The sequence below is a fragment of the Cohnella sp. GCM10012308 genome (genome assembly GCF_042649185.1).
Classification (GTDB): domain Bacteria; phylum Bacillota; class Bacilli; order Paenibacillales; family Paenibacillaceae; genus Cohnella.
The window spans coordinates 114,959-134,593 of the sequence record NZ_JBHRYU010000009.1; the positions used below are offsets into that span (position 1 = coordinate 114,959).

20 protein-coding genes are annotated in these 19,635 nt (G+C 60.8%); 2 read left to right on the plus strand and 18 right to left on the minus strand.

Going from position 1 to position 19,635, the window contains the following annotated elements; all coding sequences use genetic code 11:
- Positions 1-289: 289 nt before the first annotated feature.
- From ACFOTD_RS13090 to ACFOTD_RS13140, 11 genes are all read right to left on the minus strand, one after another.
- Positions 290-1,624, minus strand: coding sequence for an LLM class flavin-dependent oxidoreductase (locus ACFOTD_RS13090; protein ID WP_378119357.1), 1,335 nt, complete (start codon positions 1,622-1,624; stop codon positions 290-292).
- 32 nt (positions 1,625-1,656) lie between these two features.
- Positions 1,657-2,187: a GNAT family N-acetyltransferase gene (locus tag ACFOTD_RS13095; protein WP_378119359.1), complete on the minus strand. Its 531-nt coding sequence runs from the start codon at positions 2,185-2,187 to the stop codon at positions 1,657-1,659.
- A gap of 2 nt (positions 2,188-2,189) precedes the next feature.
- Positions 2,190-2,702, minus strand: a complete 513-nt coding sequence (locus tag ACFOTD_RS13100; protein WP_378119361.1) for a DinB family protein — start codon at positions 2,700-2,702, stop codon at positions 2,190-2,192.
- A 15-nt stretch (positions 2,703-2,717) separates the two neighbouring features.
- Complete coding sequence (gene solA / locus ACFOTD_RS13105; protein WP_378119363.1) at positions 2,718-3,881, minus strand: N-methyl-L-tryptophan oxidase; 1,164 nt, start codon at positions 3,879-3,881, stop codon at positions 2,718-2,720.
- A complete protein-coding gene (locus ACFOTD_RS13110; RefSeq protein ID WP_378119364.1) occupies positions 3,878-5,086 on the minus strand; it encodes an amidohydrolase in 1,209 nt (402 codons plus the stop codon). The genes solA and ACFOTD_RS13110 overlap by 4 nt, the downstream gene beginning before the upstream one ends.
- A 77-nt stretch (positions 5,087-5,163) precedes the next feature.
- Positions 5,164-6,183: an LLM class flavin-dependent oxidoreductase gene (locus tag ACFOTD_RS13115; RefSeq protein WP_378119366.1), complete on the minus strand. Its 1,020-nt coding sequence runs from the start codon at positions 6,181-6,183 to the stop codon at positions 5,164-5,166.
- 20 nt (positions 6,184-6,203) lie between these two features.
- A complete protein-coding gene (locus tag ACFOTD_RS13120; protein WP_378119368.1) occupies positions 6,204-6,956 on the minus strand; it encodes an amino acid ABC transporter ATP-binding protein in 753 nt (250 codons plus the stop codon).
- Complete coding sequence (locus tag ACFOTD_RS13125) at positions 6,953-7,663, minus strand: amino acid ABC transporter permease (RefSeq protein WP_378119370.1); 711 nt, start codon at positions 7,661-7,663, stop codon at positions 6,953-6,955. Before ACFOTD_RS13125 ends, ACFOTD_RS13120 begins: the two co-directional genes overlap by 4 nt.
- Entirely contained in the window at positions 7,660-8,445 is a 786-nt protein-coding gene (locus ACFOTD_RS13130; protein WP_378119372.1) for an amino acid ABC transporter permease, read from the minus strand. Before ACFOTD_RS13130 ends, ACFOTD_RS13125 begins: the two co-directional genes overlap by 4 nt.
- Positions 8,446-8,466: 21 nt before the next feature.
- Positions 8,467-9,381, minus strand: a complete 915-nt coding sequence (locus tag ACFOTD_RS13135) for a transporter substrate-binding domain-containing protein (RefSeq protein ID WP_378119374.1) — start codon at positions 9,379-9,381, stop codon at positions 8,467-8,469.
- A 188-nt stretch (positions 9,382-9,569) separates the two neighbouring features.
- Positions 9,570-10,475, minus strand: a complete 906-nt coding sequence (locus tag ACFOTD_RS13140; RefSeq protein ID WP_378119376.1) for a LysR substrate-binding domain-containing protein — start codon at positions 10,473-10,475, stop codon at positions 9,570-9,572.
- A 167-nt stretch (positions 10,476-10,642) separates the two neighbouring features.
- Here ACFOTD_RS13140 and ACFOTD_RS13145 point away from each other — a divergent pair, with 167 nt between their 5' ends.
- Positions 10,643-11,008, plus strand: coding sequence for a hypothetical protein (locus ACFOTD_RS13145; protein WP_378119378.1), 366 nt, complete (start codon positions 10,643-10,645; stop codon positions 11,006-11,008).
- A gap of 816 nt (positions 11,009-11,824) precedes the next feature.
- Here the strand turns inward: ACFOTD_RS13145 and ACFOTD_RS13150 are convergent.
- Genes ACFOTD_RS13150 through ACFOTD_RS13160 form a run of 3 tightly spaced genes read right to left on the minus strand, consistent with a single transcriptional unit; the run spans position 11,825 to position 14,852 of the window.
- Positions 11,825-12,877, minus strand: a complete 1,053-nt coding sequence (locus ACFOTD_RS13150; RefSeq protein WP_378119520.1) for a Gfo/Idh/MocA family protein — start codon at positions 12,875-12,877, stop codon at positions 11,825-11,827.
- Between the two features lie 23 nt (positions 12,878-12,900).
- A complete protein-coding gene (locus tag ACFOTD_RS13155; RefSeq protein ID WP_378119380.1) occupies positions 12,901-14,064 on the minus strand; it encodes a Gfo/Idh/MocA family protein in 1,164 nt (387 codons plus the stop codon).
- Between the two features lie 29 nt (positions 14,065-14,093).
- Positions 14,094-14,852 carry a sugar phosphate isomerase/epimerase family protein gene (locus ACFOTD_RS13160; RefSeq protein WP_378119382.1) on the minus strand — a complete coding sequence of 253 codons (759 nt, stop codon included), beginning with the start codon at positions 14,850-14,852 and terminating at the stop codon, positions 14,094-14,096.
- A 149-nt stretch (positions 14,853-15,001) separates the two neighbouring features.
- Here ACFOTD_RS13160 and ACFOTD_RS13165 point away from each other — a divergent pair, with 149 nt between their 5' ends.
- Complete coding sequence (locus ACFOTD_RS13165) at positions 15,002-15,886, plus strand: helix-turn-helix domain-containing protein (RefSeq protein WP_378119384.1); 885 nt, start codon at positions 15,002-15,004, stop codon at positions 15,884-15,886.
- 336 nt (positions 15,887-16,222) lie between these two features.
- On the opposite strand, the gene ACFOTD_RS13170 is transcribed toward ACFOTD_RS13165, so the two are convergent.
- Genes ACFOTD_RS13170 through ACFOTD_RS13185 form a run of 4 tightly spaced genes read right to left on the minus strand, consistent with a single transcriptional unit; the run spans position 16,223 to position 19,634 of the window.
- Positions 16,223-16,903, minus strand: coding sequence for an N-acetylmannosamine-6-phosphate 2-epimerase (locus tag ACFOTD_RS13170; RefSeq protein WP_378119386.1), 681 nt, complete (start codon positions 16,901-16,903; stop codon positions 16,223-16,225).
- A gap of 24 nt (positions 16,904-16,927) precedes the next feature.
- Positions 16,928-17,842, minus strand: coding sequence for a dihydrodipicolinate synthase family protein (locus tag ACFOTD_RS13175; protein ID WP_378119388.1), 915 nt, complete (start codon positions 17,840-17,842; stop codon positions 16,928-16,930).
- Positions 17,835-18,785, minus strand: coding sequence for an ROK family protein (locus ACFOTD_RS13180; RefSeq protein WP_378119390.1), 951 nt, complete (start codon positions 18,783-18,785; stop codon positions 17,835-17,837). Before ACFOTD_RS13180 ends, ACFOTD_RS13175 begins: the two co-directional genes overlap by 8 nt.
- A 6-nt stretch (positions 18,786-18,791) precedes the next feature.
- Positions 18,792-19,634, minus strand: coding sequence for a carbohydrate ABC transporter permease (locus tag ACFOTD_RS13185; protein WP_378119392.1), 843 nt, complete (start codon positions 19,632-19,634; stop codon positions 18,792-18,794).
- Position 19,635: the final 1 nt, after the last annotated feature.

A 19,635-nucleotide genomic window follows, 5' to 3' on the forward strand; every position in this document is an offset into this window, starting at 1 on the left:
TTGAAAACGCAGCCGGGGAATAGCGTTGCACGGAAAAACCGTGTAACTCTTTACCAGTTAAGCGCATAGAAGCAATAACGCCGGCTCCGAGCCGCTCAAGATGCTGCCGATAAGCGCATTGGGGCAGGTTTACGCTCGGCCAAACATCCTGAAAAGCGGCTTCACGTTGAAAAGCACGCCTACCCTATCCACGATTCGCCGCCAATGGTATGCTTCGATAATCAAAAAAGGGATAAACCAGCGCGATCCTTCGCGCCGATTCATCCCTTTTATCTCTTCAAAACAAACCTTACACCTCTACCGAATCCTTCGCCACCGTATGCCGGTTAGCCGGAATCGGCACGCCGAGATTGCCGCGAAGCGTGTCGGCTTCGTATTCCGTGCGGTAGATACCACGTTCCTGCAGCAGCGGTACGACAAGCTCGACGAAGTCGTTCAGGCCGCTCGGCAACGTCGAGTGAATGATGAAGCCGTCTGCCGCCTCTTCCTTATGCCACTGCTCGAGCTGATCCGCGATCTGCTCCGGCGTGCCGATGAACTGTCCGCGAGGCGTCGCCGCGCGGAGCGCCACTTGGCGAAGCGTGAGCCCCTGCTCGCGCGCGTCCTTCTTGATCTTGTCCGTGCCGCTTCGGAAGCTGTTGCTGCCGAGGTCCCCGATGTCGGGGAACGGCTCGTCGAGCGGATACTGGGAGAAGTCGTGATGCTCGAAAAACCGGCCGAGGTAATCCAGCGCTTTTTCGATCGATACCAGACTCGCAATTTCCTCGTACTTGCGCTCCGCTTCCTCCTGCGTGCGGCCGATGATCGGCCCGATGCCCGGCAGAATGGCGATGTCGTCGCGCGAACGGCCGAAGGCGACCGCCCGGTCCTTGACATCCTTGTAGAATGCCTTCGCCTCCTGCAGATTTTCCTGGCCGGTGAAGACGGCGTCCGCTTCTTTGGCCGCCAGGTTTTTGCCGCTCTCCGAAGAGCCTGCCTGGAAGATGACCGGCTGACCCTGCTTGGAACGGGCGACGTTCAGCGGACCTTCGACGGAAAAATGCTTGCCCTTATGATTCAGCTTGTGCAATTTGGAGGGATCGAAGAAAACGCCTGACGCCTTATCGCGCACGAACGCGTCGTCTTCCCACGAATCCCAGAGGCCCTTCGTTACCGCCAAGTACTCTTCAGCGATCTCGTAGCGCTCGTCATGGGTCGGATGCTCCGTCTTCCCGTAGTTGCGCGCGGAGCCTTCGAGCGGCGAGGTTACGACGTTCCAGCCGGCGCGGCCGCTGCTGATCTGGTCGAGCGAGCCGAACTGGCGCGCCACCGTGAACGGTTCGCTATATGAGGAGGACAGCGTTCCGACGAGCCCGATCTTCTTGGTGACGGCCGCGAGCGCGGACAGGATGGTGATCGGCTCGAAGCGATTGAGGAAGTGCGGAATGGACTTTTCGTTAATATAAAGACCGTCCGCGATAAAGACGAGGTCGAAGAGTCCTTCTTCCGCCTTTTGCGCGGCCTGCACATAGAATGGAAGGCTGACGCTCGCGTCGGACGGGATCTCCGGATGTCTCCATGCCGAGATGTTGCCTCCTACGCCGTGGATCAGTGCGCCGAACTTCAGCTTTTTGCGTTCGCTCATCGTATTGCCTCCTTTAATATGGGGAAATGAAATCAAATCTTCAGCAGCGCAGCGTCGTTCAGACAGAGCCGGTAGCTCTTGACGAGAATGTCGCCGTTATAAAGGTCCTTGTCGTAGGCGCGCTCAAAGCCGAGGCGTTCGTACAGGCGAACGGCGGAAGCCATGAGATCGGAGGTGTGGAGGTGGAGCGTCTCGCCGCCGTGCGCCTTCGCGCGAAGCGCGGACTCGCGAAGCAGCGCGGTGGCGACGCCTTGGCCGCGGGCTTCGGGGCTGACGGCGATCAGGCGGATAATCGGGGACTCGATGCCGATATCGCGTCCGTACGCGACGATCGAGGAGTCGAACAGCACGGCGCTGCCGACGAGCCTGCCTTCCCGCTCTGCCACCAGGCGGGCGAACGGTCCGGGAGCGTCGACCGATGCTGCGATATTGTTTTTGTATTCGATCCAACGTTCCTCCGGCATGGTTGCCTCGTATTGTCCGTAAGCCGCGAGCAGCACCTCCAGGATCGCTTCGCGGTCGCGGTCTTCGGCATCGCGGACTTGAATGTGCGCCTGCGCCATGGTTAAGCCCCCTCGCGTGCGGAAGCCGACGGCTCTCGCCCTAGCGCCGCGGCCTCTGCCGCCTTGATTCTGTCGAGCTGGCCGAGGTGATGCTTCGCATGCGCCGCGAAACCGCGCACGACGTCCGCAAGCGTCACCCGGTCTCCCTTGGCGTTGATCGCTTCTTTCTCCCAATCCGCCGGGGACAGCCGATGCAGCAAGCGCGCGTTGTAGGCGACGAGCGAGCGGAAGCCCTCGAGCACGTCGGACGCCTCCGCCTCGTTGCCGTATTGGCCTTCGACCCAAGGGTCCTGGTTGAATGCGGGCAGGCGAACTTGCGAGCCGGACAGGATCTCGCGAATGCGGAAGGAAACGACGATCAGATGGTCGGCCAGATGGACGAGCACCTCGGTGGCGCTCCATTTGCCCGGACCCGGCTTCCAGGTTAGCGCGGATACGTCCAATCCGCGGACGGCGTCCGTCAGCCAATCGTAAGTATTAGAAAACGCGTCGATATCGGCGTTATGATTGCTCATTCGTAAACGACCTCCTTATGGGGTTGAAGCTGCGGTTGTCGACGGGAAACGGGAGAGCGAGAACGGCAGAAGGTCTTGCGGGGGAATGTCTGATTGCGTCCATTCGGCCAGCGCCTCGCCGATCGCGCTGGCGAACTTGAAGCCGTGACCGGAGAAACCGCCGGCGAGCAGCACGCCCGGAAGCTCCGGATGCGCGTCTATGATGAACTGGTCGTCCGGGGAAAGCTCGTATTTGCATGCCGCGCCGTGCAGCAGGCGGCCTTCGGCTCCGGGGAGAAATTCGCGGAGCGCCGCCCGCAGATCGGCTTCGTCCTCCGGAAACGTACCGAAAGGCTCAAACCGCTCGCCCGGCTGCCAGGGACGGCCTCCGTCGTGCCGGCCGATCTTGACGCCGGCGCCGCCGATGCTCGGGAACCCGTAGTAGCCGCCTTCCGGTCCGCCGAACGTGAAGCCCGGCAGATGACCCGCGCGGTAGAGCCGCTCGTCGGCCTCGAACCAGCCGACGACCTTCCGTACCGCCCGGATCGGCAGCTTTACGCTCGGTTCCAGCGATTTGAACCAGGCGCCGGCGCTGACGACGACCTTGCCGGCCGCGAATTCCCCGCGGCTCGTTTTCACCGCAAGACCGCCGCCGCGCCGTTTCTCAATTCCGAGGACGGCCGTATCCGTCAACAGCTCCGCGCCGGCCGCCAGCGCTTCGCGCCGATACGCGGCGACGCAGCGCTCGCTGTACAGATAACCCGCGTCCGGCTCATACAGTCCGCGATAGTGTCCGGGCACGGTCCATCCCGGCCATCTCCGCTCGATCTCGGCAGCGTCCAGCGATTCGTAGCGAACGCCTTCGCGATCGGCATCGGCGAACCGGCCGTCGTACGCGTAGGCGCCCGGGTCGCTCACGTTAAGCACGCCGGACCGTTCAAGCAGCCGCTCCCCCGTCCGTCCCTCCAGCTCTCGCCAGAGCGCATCGGACCGAAGCGCGAGCCTGACATAGTGCGCGCCGCCGTGGTAGACATGGCGGATCAGCCTGGGTTCTCCATGATGGCTTCCGCCCGTGTGAGGCGGGTCGAACGCATCGATCAGTAGCGTCTTCAGCCCGCGGGCGGCCAAATGATAACCTGCGCTCATCCCCATCGATCCGGCGCCGACGACAATAACGTCATACACGCTCGCGCCGCTCATGCTCGCGTACCAGCTTCGGCAGGTGCATCATCCGGCTGGCTGTCGGCCGCCTTCTCGGCCGACAATTCCGCCAGCGCCTCGATGGCAGCGGATGCCAGATAAGCGGCGGCAAGAGGAAGCGCGGATTCGTCGACGTCAAAAGCAGGATGATGCCACTCGCGCGCACCGCTCGTGCCCAAAAAGACGAAGGCGCCCGGCGCTTCCTTCAGATATAGCGCGAAGTCCTCGCCAGCCGGCGAAGGCTTCGGCTCCAGAACCGTAAGTCCCGCCCGTTCGGCGGCCTTCGCAGCCGAACGCGCCCAGCGCGCGTCGTTGACGACCGGCGGCGGCCCGCCCGTCCAGCGCGTACGCGCCGTCGTGCCGAAGGCGGCCGCCACGCCGTCCACCACCTGCTCGAAGCGCCGTTGCACCTCGGCGCGTACGTCTTCGTCGAAGGTACGGATCGTCCCGTCGAAGATCGCCTTTTCCGGAATGACGTTCCAAGAGGTGCCTGCGCTGAGCCGAGTGACGCTGACGACCGCGCTGTCGAGCGAGCTGACGTTGCGGCTGACGATGCTCTGCAGCGCCGTCAGCATATGCGCGGCCGTGACGAGCGGATCGAGTCCAGCCTCCGGCACCGCTGCGTGCGTACCTCTCCCGTCGACCTCGACCGCGAAGCCGTCCGCGGCCGCCATGATCGGACCGGACCGGATGCCGACGGTACCGACAGGCAGATCCGGCTTGTTGTGCAGGCCGAACACCGCGGCGACGCCCGCCAGCGCACCGCTTGCGATCACCTGGGCCGCGCCCTTCGCCTTTTCCTCCGCCGGCTGGAACAGCAGCCTCACCGTGCCTGGCAGCTCGGCTTCACGGCGCTTCAGCAGCACCGCCGCGCCGATCAGCGCCGCCGTGTGAAAATCGTGACCGCATGCGTGCATGACGCCCGGCCGCTGCGAGGCGAACGGCAGTCCCGTCTCCTCCTGGATCGGCAGCGCGTCGATGTCCGCGCGCAGCGCGACGATCGGGCCTTCCCGCAGACCGCCGATCTCGGCGACGAGACCGGTCTTGAGCGGATAATCCGCGATCCGGACGCCTTCCCGCCCGAGCCATTCGCGGATCGCCGCGGTCGTCTCGTATTCTTCGCCGGACAGCTCCGGATTGGCGTGCAGCCGGCGCCGGATATCGATCAATTGCCGTTCGAGCGGCTCATCTGCCTTCAGACGCATCTCATGTCCCTCCTTCGGTCGTGCGGTCATTCGCTAACCGGCAACCGCCTTTCGCTATCTTTCTATCAGTCGGTTATTCAGTCGACGCCGACCGGCAGCTCCTCGAACGCTTCCTTGATCAAACGAATCGAACGCTCGCGCTTCTCGAAATCCGCCAGAATCGTCGTAAACAGCAGCTCGCTGACGCCATAAATTCCGGCCAGCTCCAGCAGACGCTCGCGCACCTGCTCTTTGGTGCCGCGGGTAATGTCCGCGTCGCGCACCTCCGCGGTAAACGTCTCGCCGGCCTGACGCGCGAACTCCTCGGCCTGCTCGAGCGTGCCGACGTTGACGGTTTTGCCGCTCGCCAGCGTGACGCGCACGTTCTTGAATTCGCCGGCCAGCTCCGCGGCTTCTGCTTCCGTATCGGAAGCGATGACCGACAAGGCAAGAATCGCTCTGGGCTGACGGCCCGTGCTATAGTCGAAGCTCGCGCGGTAGGTCTCGAAGGCGCGCTCGGCCGTATCCGGGTCGTTGTTGATGAACAGCGCGAACGCGTACGGATATCCTCGTTTCGCTGCCAGCTCGGCGCTCGATACGCTCGTGCCGAGCAGATGGATCGCCGCCGGCGCAGCGGGCAGCGGGTTCGCCTGGACGCCCGCGAGCGGATGGGCTTCGCCCGCGGGACCGCTCAAGTACTGCTCCAGCTCGCCAAGCTTATTCGCCAGATCCGCTGCTTGGCCTGCTTCCCCTTGCAGCGCGCGGGTCGACCGCGGAAGACCGCCAGGCGCGCGGCCGATGCCCAGCTCTACCCGGCCCGGCGCCAGCGTCGCAAGCACGTTGAAGTTCTCGGCAACCTTGTAAGGGCTGTAATGCTGCAGCATGACGCCGCCGGAGCCGACGCGGATGCTCGAGGTACGGGCGAGCAAATGGGAGATCAACACTTCCGGCGACGAGCCCGCCACCGTGGGCGAATCGTGATGCTCGGCGACCCAGAACCGGTCGTAGCCGAGCTCCTCGGCGAGCTGCGCCAGCCGGATCGTGCCCTGCAGCGCCTCGGCGGGCGTGCGTCCCGGGAAAACAATGCTTTGGTCCAAAATGCCAAGGGATAAGGCCATAGGTCCCAGCTCCGTTCGGATTAGATGTTATAAACGGCCTCGGGCGTCATGCGGCGCAGAAATTGCTTCGTGCGCTCCTCCCGCGGCGATCTGAAAAATTCGGAAGCCTCGCCCTCCTCGATAACGGCGCCCTCGTCCATGAACACGATGCGGCTCGCCACCTCCTGCGCGAACGCCATCTCGTGCGTGACGATGATCATCGTGATGCCTTCCCGGGCGATCTTGCGGATGACGGCGAGCACTTCGCCGACCAGCTCGGGGTCGAGCGCGGACGTCGGCTCGTCGAACAGAATGACGTCAGGATTGAGCGCGAGCGCCCTGGCGATGCCGACACGCTGCTGCTGTCCGCCGGACAGCTGGCTCGGATAAGCGTCCAGCTTGGCGCCGAGTCCGACCTTCTCAAGCAGCTCGACGCTTCGCTTCCTAGCCTCTTCCTTCGGCACGTTTTGCACGACGACGAGTCCTTCCATGACGTTCTGCAGCGCCGTCTTGTGGCGGAACAGATGATATTGCTGAAACACCATGGCGGAGCGACCCCGCAGGCGGTGAATTTCTTTTTTGGACGGATGGCCGCAGTCGACCGCGACCTCGCCGATCTGAATGCGGCCGCTGCCCGGGCGCTCCAGATAGTTAATGCAGCGCAGCAGCGTCGTTTTGCCGGAGCCGCTCGGACCCAGGATGGCGACTACCTCGCCTTTTTCGACCTCGAGATCGATGCCCTTAAGCACCTCTTGACGGCCGAACGACTTGCGGATTTGCTTCAAGGCGATCATGCGACCCCTCCTCTGTCATAACGGCCTACCCGTTTTTCCAGCAGCGCCGTCAGTCGTTCGATGACGATCGTGAGCCCCCAGAAGATCAACGCAGCGGCGATATACGATTCGAAAAACTTCCAGTTGGTCGACGCGACGATCTGCGCCTTGGCGTTGATCTCGACGACCGACGCGGTGAAGGCGAGCGTCGAGCCGTGCAGCATCCCGATCACCGAGCTCGACAGATTCGGCAGCGCGGCGGCGAACGCCTGAGGGAACACAATCCGGCGAAGCGCCTGCCAGGTCGTCATGCCGACGGCATACGCCGCTTCGAGCTGACCGCGGTTGACGGCGAGCAGGCCCGAACGGACGACCTCCGACATATAAGCGCCGGCCGTAATCGAGAATGCGACGTACGCAAAGCCGATCATCGGGATTTGAACGGAGCTGAAGGAGAGCCCGAGCGCGCCTGACAGGGCGTCGATCGCAATGGGCAGGCCGAACATGACCATGAGCAGGTGGGTCAGCATCGGCGTACCGCGGACAAAAGTCACGTAAGCCGACGAGATCTCGCGAAGAACGGGAATCCGGTAAATGCGGGCCAGCGCGGTGACGATGCCGATGATAAAGCCGAATCCGACCGAAACGGCAGTAATCTCGAGCGTCGTCGGGATCGCGGCCAGCAGCTTGATAAAGGCTTCCCAGATAAATGCCGGATCGAGCTTCATCGCAGCGCCCCCTCTTCGGTCAGATTCAGCCTGCCGTTTGCGTCGTTTCCTTTCACGCGGCGCCGGTTCCGCGCCCTGGACTTGGACGTTCCGTCCGTCGCCTCATGCCGGAGCAGCCGCCGTTCCAGCCGATAGAGCAGCTTCTCAAGGACAAAGCTCAGAATAAAGTACAGGAGCGCAAGCGCCAGATACGATTCGAAAAAGCGCTGGGTCATCGTCGGCAGCGTCTGCGCCTTGCCCGTCAGTTCCATAATGCCGAGGGAAAACGCGAGCGACGTATCCTTCAGGTTGGCGATGGCCAGATTGCCGAGCACGGGCATCGCCACGGCAATGGCCTGCGGCAGCACGACGCGGCGGAATGCCTGAAAGCCGGTCATGCCGATCGCGTAGCCCGCTTCGACCTGGCCGCGGTCCACGGCGCCAACGGCCGCCCGGATCGCCTCCGAGATGAAGGCGCCGCTATGCAGGGCGTAGGCGGTGATGACGAAAACGAGCACCGGCGTGCGGGAGACGTCGACATGGACTAGCTTTAATAGCTCTGGCAGACCGTAATAGATCAGAAACAGCTGGATGAGCAGCGGCGTGCCCCGGAAAAAGGACACGTATACCTGGGACAGCCGCTGCAGCACGGGGATCCGGTATAGACGGGGAAGGGCGACGAGCATGCCGACCGCCGAACCGATCAAGAACGAGAAAACCACGATCTTCAGCGTGATCCCCACGGAAGGCAGCAGCCGGACAAAATACTCGAATACGTAGGAGACATCGACAGATGCACCCATCGGCTTTCACCCTTTCCGACGCTATTTGGAGATGTTGGCCGTGAAGTCCTGACCGAGCCATTCTTTGCTGAGACTGCCGAGCGTGCCGTCCGCCTTAAGTTCCTTGATCGCGGTGTCGATATCGTCGGCGAGCTGCTGCGATTCCGGATCGTCCTTGCGGAAGACGAACAGGATGTCGGCTTCGCTAAGATCGTCGCCGACCGTCTTCAGCTTGCTCTCGGGGTCGATGAGGGAGAGCGTGAAGTCCGCGCCGATGATGGCGTCCACGCGGCCGGTCGCGACTTGGCTGACCGTATCGTTCGCCGCTCCGCTCTGATAGACGATGTTGATTTTCTTGTCGTGGTCTTTATTATAGTTTTCGAGAATCTGCGCCTCGGCGCTCGTCGCGCCCGTAAGCACCTTTTTGCCTACGAGATCGTCGAGCGATTTGATCGAATCGTTGTCTTTGGCGACGATAATCTTGTTGCGCCAGTGCGCGTACGCCTCTTTATTAAACAGATACTTTGCTTCGCGCTCCGGATTTTTTTCCATTTCGTGGGCGACGAAGTCAATCTTTTTCGTTTCAAGGCTCAGCAGCAGGTTGCTGAAGTCCATCGTCTGAAGATCGAACTCATAACCCGGCAGACGTTCGTCGATCTTCTTCACGAGCTCGACGTCGAATCCAGTGAGCTTCCCTTTGTCGTCCAGGAACGCCACCTTCGGGAACTGCGTGCCCGTGCCGACGACGATCTTTTTGACCTTGCCGTCCGGTGCCGTGCTGGCCGAAGACGATCCGGAAGCCGGCGCCGATGCAGACGCCGTTGCTTTTGCGGTTGCCGCAGCGCCGTTTGTCGCGGCTGCCGCGCCATTGTCGTTTTTGTTGCCGCAGCCCGCCGTCACCGCTACCGTTGCCGTAAGTACCAAGCTTGCCGCGCCCGTCCACAATCTGTTTCTCATATAAAATCCTCCACCCTTTTCTCGTGTTATGCAGCATGCCGCGACGATCTCCGGATGTCAGGTCGATTCGTCCATTTATTAATAGTTTATAATTCTTACCCGTTTAGTAAGGATTATATGTTCAATAATCTACACGCTTGGCGAAAGCGCGTCAATACGGTTTCTAATAGATAAGTTCTATAAGTAAATCACACTATCCGATAAGCGGAATCCGCACCCGACAACACCTGTGCCGCAATCTCTTTTAAAGAGCGCGCGAACGCCTCGTTTTCCCCTTGTCCGTTAATTAGACTCGTCATCAGACCGATGCCCGCAGTCTCCTGAAAGCCGATCGGAACGAGCGTTCCTTCGCGCTCTTCGCGGCGGACGCTCATGCCCGGCAGGAAGCAGATGCCTTCCTGCTGCAGCAGCAGACGCTTGGCCGTCTCGGCGTTGTCCGTCTGCAAGATAAGATTGGGCAGTAAGCCCTGGCTCTCGAATACGCGGTGAATGCGAAGCCAATCGAGCGCGCCGCACTCGAAAAAGAGGAGCGGCTCCCGCGACAGGTCCTCGATGTGTGGCTGCGGGTTGGCCGCCAGCGCGTGCTCGCGATGAACGTACAGCCGAATCGGATCCTCGTACAGGACGGCGGAATTCAGGCCGGGATGATTGAATTTGCGGACGAAGCCGATGTCAAGCTCCTTGGAGAGGACGCGCGCGCCGATCTCCTCGGAAGTCCCAGTCGTCAGCTTAAGTCGCAGCGCTGGGTGCTTTCTTCTGAACGCCGGGAGAATGAGCGGCAGCAAATATTGGGCGGCTGAGACGGTACAACCGATCCGCACCTCTTCCTTGGCGGCTTGCGTCTGCCGAACCTGCTGCTTGCCCTTGCGATACGTATCGAGCAGCTGCTCGGCATAGGGCCTGAACAGCTTGCCTTTGTTCGTCAGCAGCACTTGTTTGCCCACGCGATCGAACAGCTGGCAGTCCAGCTCGCGCTCGAGCGATTGAATCCGCGCCGTGACAGAGGGCTGGGACAGAAAAAGCGCTTCCGCGGCTTTATTGAAGCTGCCGTAATGAAGAACGTGCACGAAGGCTTCGATATTTTCGATGTTCAATTCAATTCCCTCCTTCTTATTCCGTGTTTGGAGGTAATATTAGTTTGATTTAGTGCCCGCTGTCAAGCTTAAATCGGCGAAAAGAGGCGTATGGCGCGCTACTCTTCCCCAATCGGCCTGTCCGTTGCCGCCATATCCTATTGAGAGGGAAGGAGGTGGATACGCCAATGCGCGCAACGATATCGCAGGTCTACCCGAGGCTTTCCTTGTTCAGCCAGAAAAACTACAAGGGCTGCCGTTACGTATGGCGGGGCAACCGGGCGCTTCGAGATTTGAGACGCCTTTACAGTCACCTCGGCAGCCTTCGCTTCTTCTCGCCGAGCCGGGAAGCAACGCTCGTTCTCTTCAGCCGGTCCAACTTCCAGGGGAAATTCCGTATCTATCGCGGCACGACGAATATCCCGGATCTGAAGTGCTTGTTCGGCGGACACGGACCGGGTTCGCTGATCATCTCTAGCTATTGCCTGAAGCCCGAACAGGTAAAAATGATTCGTCGAACGGGCTGCTTGCCGCCAGGATTTATGGTCGTCTGACAAGGTTTACAGCGCACAAGAAAACCGTCAGGGACAGACCACCCTGACGGTCCTTTTAGGTTTGGCGGATATCCGAGACTTGAGTCGCGTAGAACGCCTACCATGTTTCATCCGACAGCCGTTCCGATGCGCCCGTGTATCGTCGCCTGTGTCGTTCTTGCGCCTCAATGCCTGCAAATATACACCTATTTTCGCCGAAATCGCCCCTCTCGATCAAAAAAGATGCAAAAGCGCAGGTATTTTTCTCCATCAGCCCGATTTCCGGCTTGTGTTTTGAATTTACCTGCACATTTGCAGGTATTTCATCAAGTGTCGCAGGTCGCCAGAAAATACATGTACAAACGCAGGTCTTTCGATCCGCCAAAATCCGAAAACTTCAATCGGCATGCCGATGCGCGCTTATCTATCCACGAATGGCCGCCTGAATCAGGAAAAAAGCGGTCCGTTTCCCGGCGACGGGGCGGACCGATCCGCACCGCCACTCGGGCGCAAGAAGTCTCATTCAGCACTTCCGCACCATCCGCGCTGCCACTTGCGCTCAAGTAGTCTCATTCAGCAACTTCCGCGCTATCCGCGCCGCCACTCTGGCGCAAGTAGTCTCATCCAGCAACTTCCGCACAGTCCTCCCCGTCACTCGGGCGCAAGTAGTCTCATTCAGCACTTTTTGCACCATCCCCACCGCCGCTCGGGCGCAAGGGATCTCACCTAGCACTTCTCAACGCAAAACGCTCGTTCCGGGAATCCCATCCTCGGAACGAGCGTTTTGCGTCTTACGCCGGCTACGGCGGCCGGTGAGAACGGTCTTGAAAGGCGCGATCAGACGCGAATCGCTTGGTCCTGCGCGACCAGGCAGAGCTCTGCCGCCTTGAAGGCGTGCGCCTGCGTCATCGCGTTCTCGGTGCGATGGATGCAATCCAAGATCAGCTCTCCGAAAAACGGGAAGCCGACCTTGCCGCCTACCGCTTCGTGGAATTCCCCGTCCCGGTTGACCAGGTACACATGGTCGCCTGACGGATCGCGCGCGATATCGACGTACTTGCGCAGCTCGATGTAGCCTTCCGTGCCGAGAATCGTCGTACGGCCGTCCCCCCATGTGCCAAGACCGTCCGGCGTCAGCCAGTCGACGCGGAAATACTGCGTGGCTCCATTGTCTCCAACAAGCGTCGCGTCCCCGAAATCCTCCAGCTCGGGATAATCGGGAGTCGCGTAGTTCGATACTTTGCTATTCAGCACCTTCGCATCGGCGTTGCCGGTATAATAAAGAAATTGCTCGATCTGATGGCTGCCGATGTCGCATAGGATACCGCCGTACTTTTCCTTCCGGAAAAACCATTCCGGACGCGTAGGCGCGTTCAACCGATGCGGACCGAGCCCGATTACCTGAAGCACGCGTCCGATCGCGCCGTCCCGCACGAGCTGCCCCGCATAGACGCCCGCTTCCGAATGGATTCGTTCGCTGTAATAAACCATGTACTTGCGTCCGGTCTCCGCCGCCTTTTTCCGCGCGGACGCAAGCTGCCCGAGCGTCGTGAACGGCGTCTTGTCCGTGAAATAGTCCTTGCCGGCATCCATGACGCGCAGGCCGAGCGCGCAACGCTCGGAAGGCACCGCCGCTGCCGCGACAAGCCGGACCTCCGGATCGTCCAGAATCTCGGCCTCGCTTGCCGCGATCCTGACGCCCGGGAACGACTTCGCGAAGCGCTCGGCCTTCTCGCGATCGCGGTCGTACACCCACTTAAGCGTAGCGCCGGCTTCCGTTAAGCCGTTCGCCATGCCGTAAATATGGCCGTGGTCGAGCGCCACAGCCGCGAACGCGAACTCGCCCGGCGAGACCACGGGACTCGGCTTGCCCTTGGGCGCATAGTTCATGCCGTCTTTTTTTTGCGTTTCGCTCACGATCCGTAGCTCCCTTCCGTGCTGAAGACCGCTCCGGTCCCCGTCTTATGCCGCGATGCGGCCGCGCGCTTGTTAAGCTCCGCGAGGAACAAGTCCTCGTCCGGCGGCATATCGACCGTGCGTTCAAGCCAGCTGGACAGATGCATCGCGTTGGACAGCTCGAGGCTGCGAATGCCCTCCGCGCCGTCCGCCGTCAGCGGCGTACCGTTAAGGATGCGTCCCGCAAAGGCGGCGATGACGCCGAGATGCTGCGGATTATCTCCTTCGGCGGATATCTCGTACAACGTCGACGAGGGGCGCTCGAAGCCGCCGACGGTTTTGTCGTAGCAGAACTCGCGTTCGTTGCGGTCGAGCTTGTAAAGCGTGAGCTTGTCGTTTTCGCAGACGAGCTTGCCCCACTCGAGCGTGATCTCGAGCCGGTTCGTCCCCGGACAGTCCGCCGTGCTCGTCACGAACACGCCGGTCGCGCCGTTCTCGAACTCTAAGTAGGCGGTTACGTCATCCTCGACCTCGATGTCATGCCATTTGCCGTTGTGGCAAAAGGCGCGTACGCGGCTCGGCATGCCGCAGATCCATTGGAGAAGGTCCAGGTTATGCGGACACTGGTTAAGCAGCACGCCGCCGCCTTCGCCGGCCCAGGTCGCCCGCCAGTTGCCCGAGTCGTAGTAAACCTGGGTCCGGTACCAGTCCGTGATGATCCAATTGACGCGCTTGATCGCGCCAAGCTCGCCGCCGTTCACCAGCTCGTGCATTTTTTGGTACACGGGATTCGTCCGCTGGTTGAACATCATGGCGAACACGACGCCGCTCGACGCGGCTCGCTCGTTCATCTCCCGCACCTGCTTGGCATATACGCCCGCCGGCTTCTCGCACAGCACGTGCAAGCCGCGCTCGAACGCCTTAATCGCGAGCGCCGGATGCTCGTAATGCGGCGTAGCGATCAACACGGCCTCGCACAGGCCGCTGTTCATGAGCGCCTCCGGCGAATCGAAAAGCGCGGTCTGCGCAGGCAGATACGCCCGAGCCTGATCGAGCCGGTCGGGTTCGCGCTCGGCCACGGCGGCCAGCAGCACGTCAGGCATGGCGCCTTCCGCTATTTTTTTCGCATGCGAGGACCCCATGTTCCCCATGCCGATAATGCCAAGCTTCAGCTGCTTCATCTTGAACGCTCCCCTGTCGGTAATTGATATCAGCGATATCCGAGTGCTGCGAGATTGCGATAGCTCGTCTCCAGGCAATCGAACGGACTGCCCTCGCACGTATCCTGCTCGACCAGCAAATATTCGGTCGTGCCCGCCTGCCTGATCGCTTCCAAAATGGCCGGGAAGTTCATGTTGCCCGCCATTACCGGCGCCATGACCTGCTCCATGCCGCGAACGTCCATGTCCTTGAGATGGACGCAGCGAATGCGGTCGGCAAGCTTCGCGATCCACTCGCAGACGTCCGCGCCGGCCGCCTGTACCCAGTACGTGTCGAGCGTGATCCCCATCTCCTGCGGCGAGAAGTCCTCGATCAGCCGTTCGATCAGCCGCTTGCCGCCGATTTTTTGCCATTCAAAGTTATGGTTGTGATACATGAACAGCTTGCCTGCGTCCGCGATCGCGGATGCGGCCTTGCGGAAGTCAATTGCGAAATATTCATACCATTCCGCCGTGCGGTACTTCTCGGCAAGCGCGCCAAGACCGATATATTTGCAACCCAGAATATCATGCTCCCGGATGAGCGCCGCGGTATCGTTCAGCAGACGGTCAGCGCTTACATGCGTCAGCGCGATCGTAAGGCCCAATTCGTCGCAGACGCTGCGCAGCGTCTCGGGCGAGATGCTGCCCATCGCCGATACCTGGATCGACGTATACCCGATTTTTGCAATCCGCTCAAGCGATCTGCGGATGTCCGTCTCCGTCTGAAGATACGATCGTACGGTGTACAGCTGTGCGCCAAGCTTCATCGTTTACGACTTCCTCCTCGTCATCCCTACGGGTTTTGTGTTACTTTTAAGTATAGTGATTCGAGGATCGGCATCCATTGTGAAAAGCACGACTGAGATTGCGAATATAGCGGTGTTGAAGTCACGTTCAGGAAGACGAGGTGAGACGAATGGGAAATATCGCGCAGCTGTTTACCGATTCCGTGTATTTCCACCATGGCCTGGACCGCCGCAGAACGGAAGCTTATGCGCTGCACTGCCACCACTTTTACGAGCTTTTTTATTTCGTCGAAGGCGAGGCAAGCTATCTGGTCGAAGGCGTCGAATACGTGCCGGCCCCGCATAGTCTGCTGTTGATCTCGTCGAATGTGTTCCATGGGGTCAGGGTCGAGAGCGACCGCCCTTACGAGCGCTATGCGGTACACTTCGATCCGGCCTTCCTGCCGGCCGAGGAGCGTTCGCTGCTGCTGTCTCCGTTCCACGAAGCCGCCGCGCCGGAGGACATTTATTTTACGGACGCCGACCGGTTCGGCATGCGGGATTTTTTCGAGCAGCTTATGTCGTGCGCGGGGATGCATGCTGACATCCGGGATCTGTCCCTGCGAGTCCGGCTCGGCGCGCTGCTGTCGCAGCTGCTTCATATGAGCCGGACGGTTCATCGCGCCGAAGAAGAGGAGCGGCCGAGGCAAACCGTCGAGCGCATAATCGGTTACCTGAACGCCCATATTGCCGAAGATATCTCGCTGGACGAGCTCTCCGCCCTCTTCTTCGTCAGCAAGCACCATCTGAACAAAATTTTCCGCAGGGCGACCGGCACGACCGTCGGCAACTATATCATTCATAAACGCGTCGCGCTTGCCAGGCAGCTCATGATGCAGGGCGAGACCGCGAACGCCGCTTCCTTAAGTGCGGGCTTCGGCCATTATTCCTCCTTTTTCCGCGCCTACCGCAACGTATACGGACACGCGCCCACAGAACGCGGCTCAATGCCGCTTGAAGGCGACGAACCGGGCGGCGGGGCGGACTCGGGAGATAGTACGCTTTTACGCGTTTGAACGATATCCCCTTCGAACAGGAACGGGAACAACCGAGAGGTAGCTGCTCCTTGCACGGTTGTGGGGCAGCCGTTCCGATTAGCCCCGGCGGATCGCCACCGATGTCTTTTTCGCCGCGAGGCCTGCAAATATACACCTTTTTCTGTTTTCGACCTTTTTGTACAAAATAGATGCACAAATGCATTTTTTTGATCCAGCCAAACATCCGAAAAGCGCCGGAACGTTATAACCGCGCTGGCTTTCCATGCATCCCCCCAAAATTTACACTTTCTAAAATCGCAAAAAAAAGCGGACTCGCGCTTCTTGCGAGTCCGCTTTTCATTTTTTTGACAGGCTTCAAGCTCGGATCGCTTCGACGAATCGCCTCGTAATCTCCATCGGTCTGGTGATGGCTCCTCCGACGACGACCGAAGAAGCGCCCAGTTCCAAGCAGCGCCTCAGCATCTCGGGCGTCAGAACATTGCCTTCTGCAATAACGGGAATCGACACAGTCTGCAGAACCTCCCGTAAAAAATGGAAGTCGTCCGCATACAGCTTGGATGCCGAAGTATACGGCGTATATCCGTGCAGCGTCGTGCCGACGCAATCGAAGCCGAGCGTCTGCGCGTGCAGCGCCTCCGCCGCCGTCGATATATCCGCCATGAGCCGGACGGCCGGGGCGCGCTGTCTGCAGTAAGCGACGAGCGCTTCGAGCGTTTCTCCGTCCGGACGGGCGCGCCCGGTGGCGTCCATGGCGATCATCTCGCAGCCGCTGTCCAGCAGCTCGTCGATCTCGCGGGCCGTCGCGGTGATGAACACTTCGCTGCCGGGATAGTCCCGCTTCACGATGCCGATCACAGGCAGCGCCACCGTCTTCTTGATCTCGACGATGTCCGCCTTCGAGTTGGCGCGGATGCCGACCGCACCGCCGTCCGCCGCGGCCGCGGCCATCCTCGCCATGATGTCTGGACTGTGCAGCCGCTCGTGGGGCAGCGCCTGGCACGACACGACCAATCCGCCTTTAATTTGTTCGAGCATGACGACCGCTCCTTCCATAATGGCTTACTTGCCGGCTGCGATCAGATCGAGAATGTCCCGGTTCAACGCCGCCAGCGATTCTGCATGCTCGGGCTCGATCGGCAGCAGCGGCATCCGGGGCGAACCCGTCTCTACGCCGCGCAAGCCGAGCATATGCTTGCAGGCGCCGTACAGCGACGGGTAGCCCAGGAGGCGCTTGATGATGCCGTTGATCTTGAACTGAAGCGCCTGCGCCTCCGCCAGCTCACCCTGCATGAACAGTCGGTCGAGCTTGACGAAAAGCTCGGGCATGACGCCGTAAGTCCCGCCGATCCCGCCGTCCGCGCCCATGATGCGTCCGGCCAGATATTGCTCGTCGGGTCCGTTGAACACGAGAAAGTTTTCGCCGCCCGTCGCTTTGAACTGCTGCAGCTCGAACGTGCTCTCGCCCGACATTTTGACGCCGATGACCCGTTCCTGCCGCGCCATGCGGCCGAGCAGCGCAGGCGTCAGGCTGAACCCGGTCGTCTGCGGAATGTTGTAAATGATGAAAGGAAGGTTCGTGCTGTCGATCATGCGCTGCCAATGCGTCTCGACCGCCCGCTCGGACAGCCGGTAATAGATCGACGGCACGGCGGATACGGCATCGGCGCCGACCTCCTCCGCATGCCGGCACAACGCCTCGCTCTCCCGCGTCGCGTTGGCCCCGACGTGAACGATGACGGTCAGCTCGCCCTTGACCTCCGCCATGACCGCCTCGAGCACCTGCCTGCGTTCCGCTTCGGTCTGCAGCATCCCTTCGCCGGAGCTGCCGCCGACGTACAGGCCTTTGACGCCAGTACCGACATAATGCCGGGCAAGCCGGCGGACGCGGTCCGAATCGACGTTACCTTGCTCGTCATAGGCCGAATACATGGCGACATAGACGCCCGCGAATTTGCTTATCCAATTTTTATTCATCCTGAAGTTCACCTTCGCTTTTCTTAAAATAGGGAAATAATGCGCCGTACAAAGCGGCACGGTTGCCCAGCTCCGCGGCTCTCAGCTCCGTCTGCGTAAAACCGCCCGGCAAATAAGCACGCAAATGGCCGCGCAGCTTGTCGATCAAGTAATCGCCTTGTTCGGAAACGGCGCCGCCGATGACGATCAGCGCGGGATCGGCGAGCAGCGCGATCTCGGCCAGGCCTCTGGCGACTTCTTCGCTCCAGTCGTCGATCAGCCGCTCGCATGCCGCGTCGCCGCGCCGCGCCCGCCCGAACAGCTCCCGGCCGCCGCCGGCTAAATCGGGAATTTCGGCCGCCGCACGCTTCAGCAGTGCCGACATGGATGCCCGCCGCTCGTAGGTCGTGCCGGTTTTCTTGTCGTACAGGCTGTGTCCGATCTCTCCGGCGCGGTACGAGCTTCCGGCCAAGAGCTTCCCGTCCGCGAACAGCGCGCCGCCGATGCCCGTCCCGAGCGTCACGCAGAAGAAGTGGTCGCAGCCTCTCGCGGCGCCTCGCCAATGCTCTCCGTTCGCCGCGGCGTTCACATCGTTGGCGACGAAGGCCGGCAGCCCGAAGCGCGCCTCGATCTCGCGCTTCCAATTCGCCCCGCGGTAAGCGGGAATAGTCGGCCCCGCATAGACGATCTCGCCGCGGTCGGGGTCAACGACGCCTGCGGTGCTGATGCCGACGCCCCGGACGTTCGGGAACCGCGCAAGCAATCCGGCCAGTATATCGCAGGCTGCGCCCGGGATGCGGCGGCCTGCGTCCTCGCCCTGTGGCGTCGCCGCCGATTGGGCGAAAACGATGTTCGCACGCCCGTCGAAGACAGCGAACTTGATGTCCGTCCCGCCGATGTCAAAGGCGACCCAGTGCGCAATGGACGCGCCGGCCTGCCGGGCGCCGGATTCGGTATATGGCATGCGAGACTACTCCTTTACGGCGCCGGCCGCGAGACCGCGCGTAAAGTACCGTTGGAACAACAGGAAGATAAGCAGCATCGGAATCGCCGCGACCGTGGCGCCGGCCATCTTGTATGCGAAGTTGGGATTGAGGTCCTGCATCAAGGTCGCGATCCCGACCATGAGCGTTTTCATCTCCTTGTCCTGTCCGATGACGAGCTGCCAAAGGTAGTCGTTCCACACCTGCACGAAGTTCAGGATAAACAGCGCGCCGATACCCGGCTTCACGATCGGGATCATGATCTTGAGGAACGTCCGGACTTCGCCGGCGCCGTCGATCCGGGCGGCTTCGCGCAGCGCGTCGGGCGCAGCGTCGAAGAAGCTTTTGAGCAGGAACACGCCGAACGCGGTCGCGACGTTGGGCCAGATCATGCCATACAGGTTGTTGACGAGGCCGAGCTCCTGGGCGATCCGGAAAAGCGGCACGATCATGACTTCCTTGGGCACCATCAGGCTCGAGACGAACAGAATGAAAATGACGTTTTTGCCTTTAAAGTTGAGCTTGGAAAACGCGTATGCGGCCATCGAACTGAAGACGATCAGGAGAATGGTCGTAAACCCGGAGACGAACAAGCTGTTAAACGTCCAACGGAGCGCCGGCTGGCTCTCGAACACCTCCGAATAATTGCTGAAGGTAAACGTCCGGGGCCACCAGTCCGGCGGCATTTTGATGACGTCCGAGCTGTTTTTGAGCGAGCTCGTGAACAGCCAGTAAAGCGGAAACAGATTCAGGGCCGCGAAAAAGACGATGATGCCGTTGGCGACGAGATCGTACGCTTCGCGCCTCTTTTTACCATAAGTTTTCGCCATG

Excerpts from the sequence above, each read along its gene's own strand:
- ACFOTD_RS13090 (WP_378119357.1), bottom strand. The coding sequence starts at position 1,624 with ATGAGCGAACGCAAAAAGCTGAAGTTCGGCGCACTGATCCACGGCGTA.
- ACFOTD_RS13095 (WP_378119359.1), bottom strand. The coding sequence starts at position 2,187 with ATGGCGCAGGCGCACATTCAAGTCCGCGATGCCGAAGACCGCGACCGC.
- ACFOTD_RS13100 (WP_378119361.1), bottom strand. The coding sequence starts at position 2,702 with ATGAGCAATCATAACGCCGATATCGACGCGTTTTCTAATACTTACGAT.
- solA (WP_378119363.1), bottom strand. The coding sequence starts at position 3,881 with ATGAGCGGCGCGAGCGTGTATGACGTTATTGTCGTCGGCGCCGGATCG.
- ACFOTD_RS13110 (WP_378119364.1), bottom strand. The coding sequence starts at position 5,086 with ATGCGTCTGAAGGCAGATGAGCCGCTCGAACGGCAATTGATCGATATC.
- ACFOTD_RS13115 (WP_378119366.1), bottom strand. The coding sequence starts at position 6,183 with ATGGCCTTATCCCTTGGCATTTTGGACCAAAGCATTGTTTTCCCGGGA.
- ACFOTD_RS13120 (WP_378119368.1), bottom strand. The coding sequence starts at position 6,956 with ATGATCGCCTTGAAGCAAATCCGCAAGTCGTTCGGCCGTCAAGAGGTG.
- ACFOTD_RS13125 (WP_378119370.1), bottom strand. The coding sequence starts at position 7,663 with ATGAAGCTCGATCCGGCATTTATCTGGGAAGCCTTTATCAAGCTGCTG.
- ACFOTD_RS13130 (WP_378119372.1), bottom strand. The coding sequence starts at position 8,445 with ATGGGTGCATCTGTCGATGTCTCCTACGTATTCGAGTATTTTGTCCGG.
- ACFOTD_RS13135 (WP_378119374.1), bottom strand. The coding sequence starts at position 9,381 with ATGAGAAACAGATTGTGGACGGGCGCGGCAAGCTTGGTACTTACGGCA.
- ACFOTD_RS13145 (WP_378119378.1), top strand. The coding sequence starts at position 10,643 with ATGCGCGCAACGATATCGCAGGTCTACCCGAGGCTTTCCTTGTTCAGC.
- ACFOTD_RS13150 (WP_378119520.1), bottom strand. The coding sequence starts at position 12,877 with ATGAACTATGCGCCCAAGGGCAAGCCGAGTCCCGTGGTCTCGCCGGGC.
- ACFOTD_RS13155 (WP_378119380.1), bottom strand. The coding sequence starts at position 14,064 with ATGAAGCAGCTGAAGCTTGGCATTATCGGCATGGGGAACATGGGGTCC.
- ACFOTD_RS13160 (WP_378119382.1), bottom strand. The coding sequence starts at position 14,852 with ATGAAGCTTGGCGCACAGCTGTACACCGTACGATCGTATCTTCAGACG.
- ACFOTD_RS13165 (WP_378119384.1), top strand. The coding sequence starts at position 15,002 with ATGGGAAATATCGCGCAGCTGTTTACCGATTCCGTGTATTTCCACCAT.
- ACFOTD_RS13170 (WP_378119386.1), bottom strand. The coding sequence starts at position 16,903 with ATGCTCGAACAAATTAAAGGCGGATTGGTCGTGTCGTGCCAGGCGCTG.
- ACFOTD_RS13175 (WP_378119388.1), bottom strand. The coding sequence starts at position 17,842 with ATGAATAAAAATTGGATAAGCAAATTCGCGGGCGTCTATGTCGCCATG.
- ACFOTD_RS13180 (WP_378119390.1), bottom strand. The coding sequence starts at position 18,785 with ATGCCATATACCGAATCCGGCGCCCGGCAGGCCGGCGCGTCCATTGCG.
- ACFOTD_RS13185 (WP_378119392.1), bottom strand. The coding sequence starts at position 19,634 with ATGGCGAAAACTTATGGTAAAAAGAGGCGCGAAGCGTACGATCTCGTC.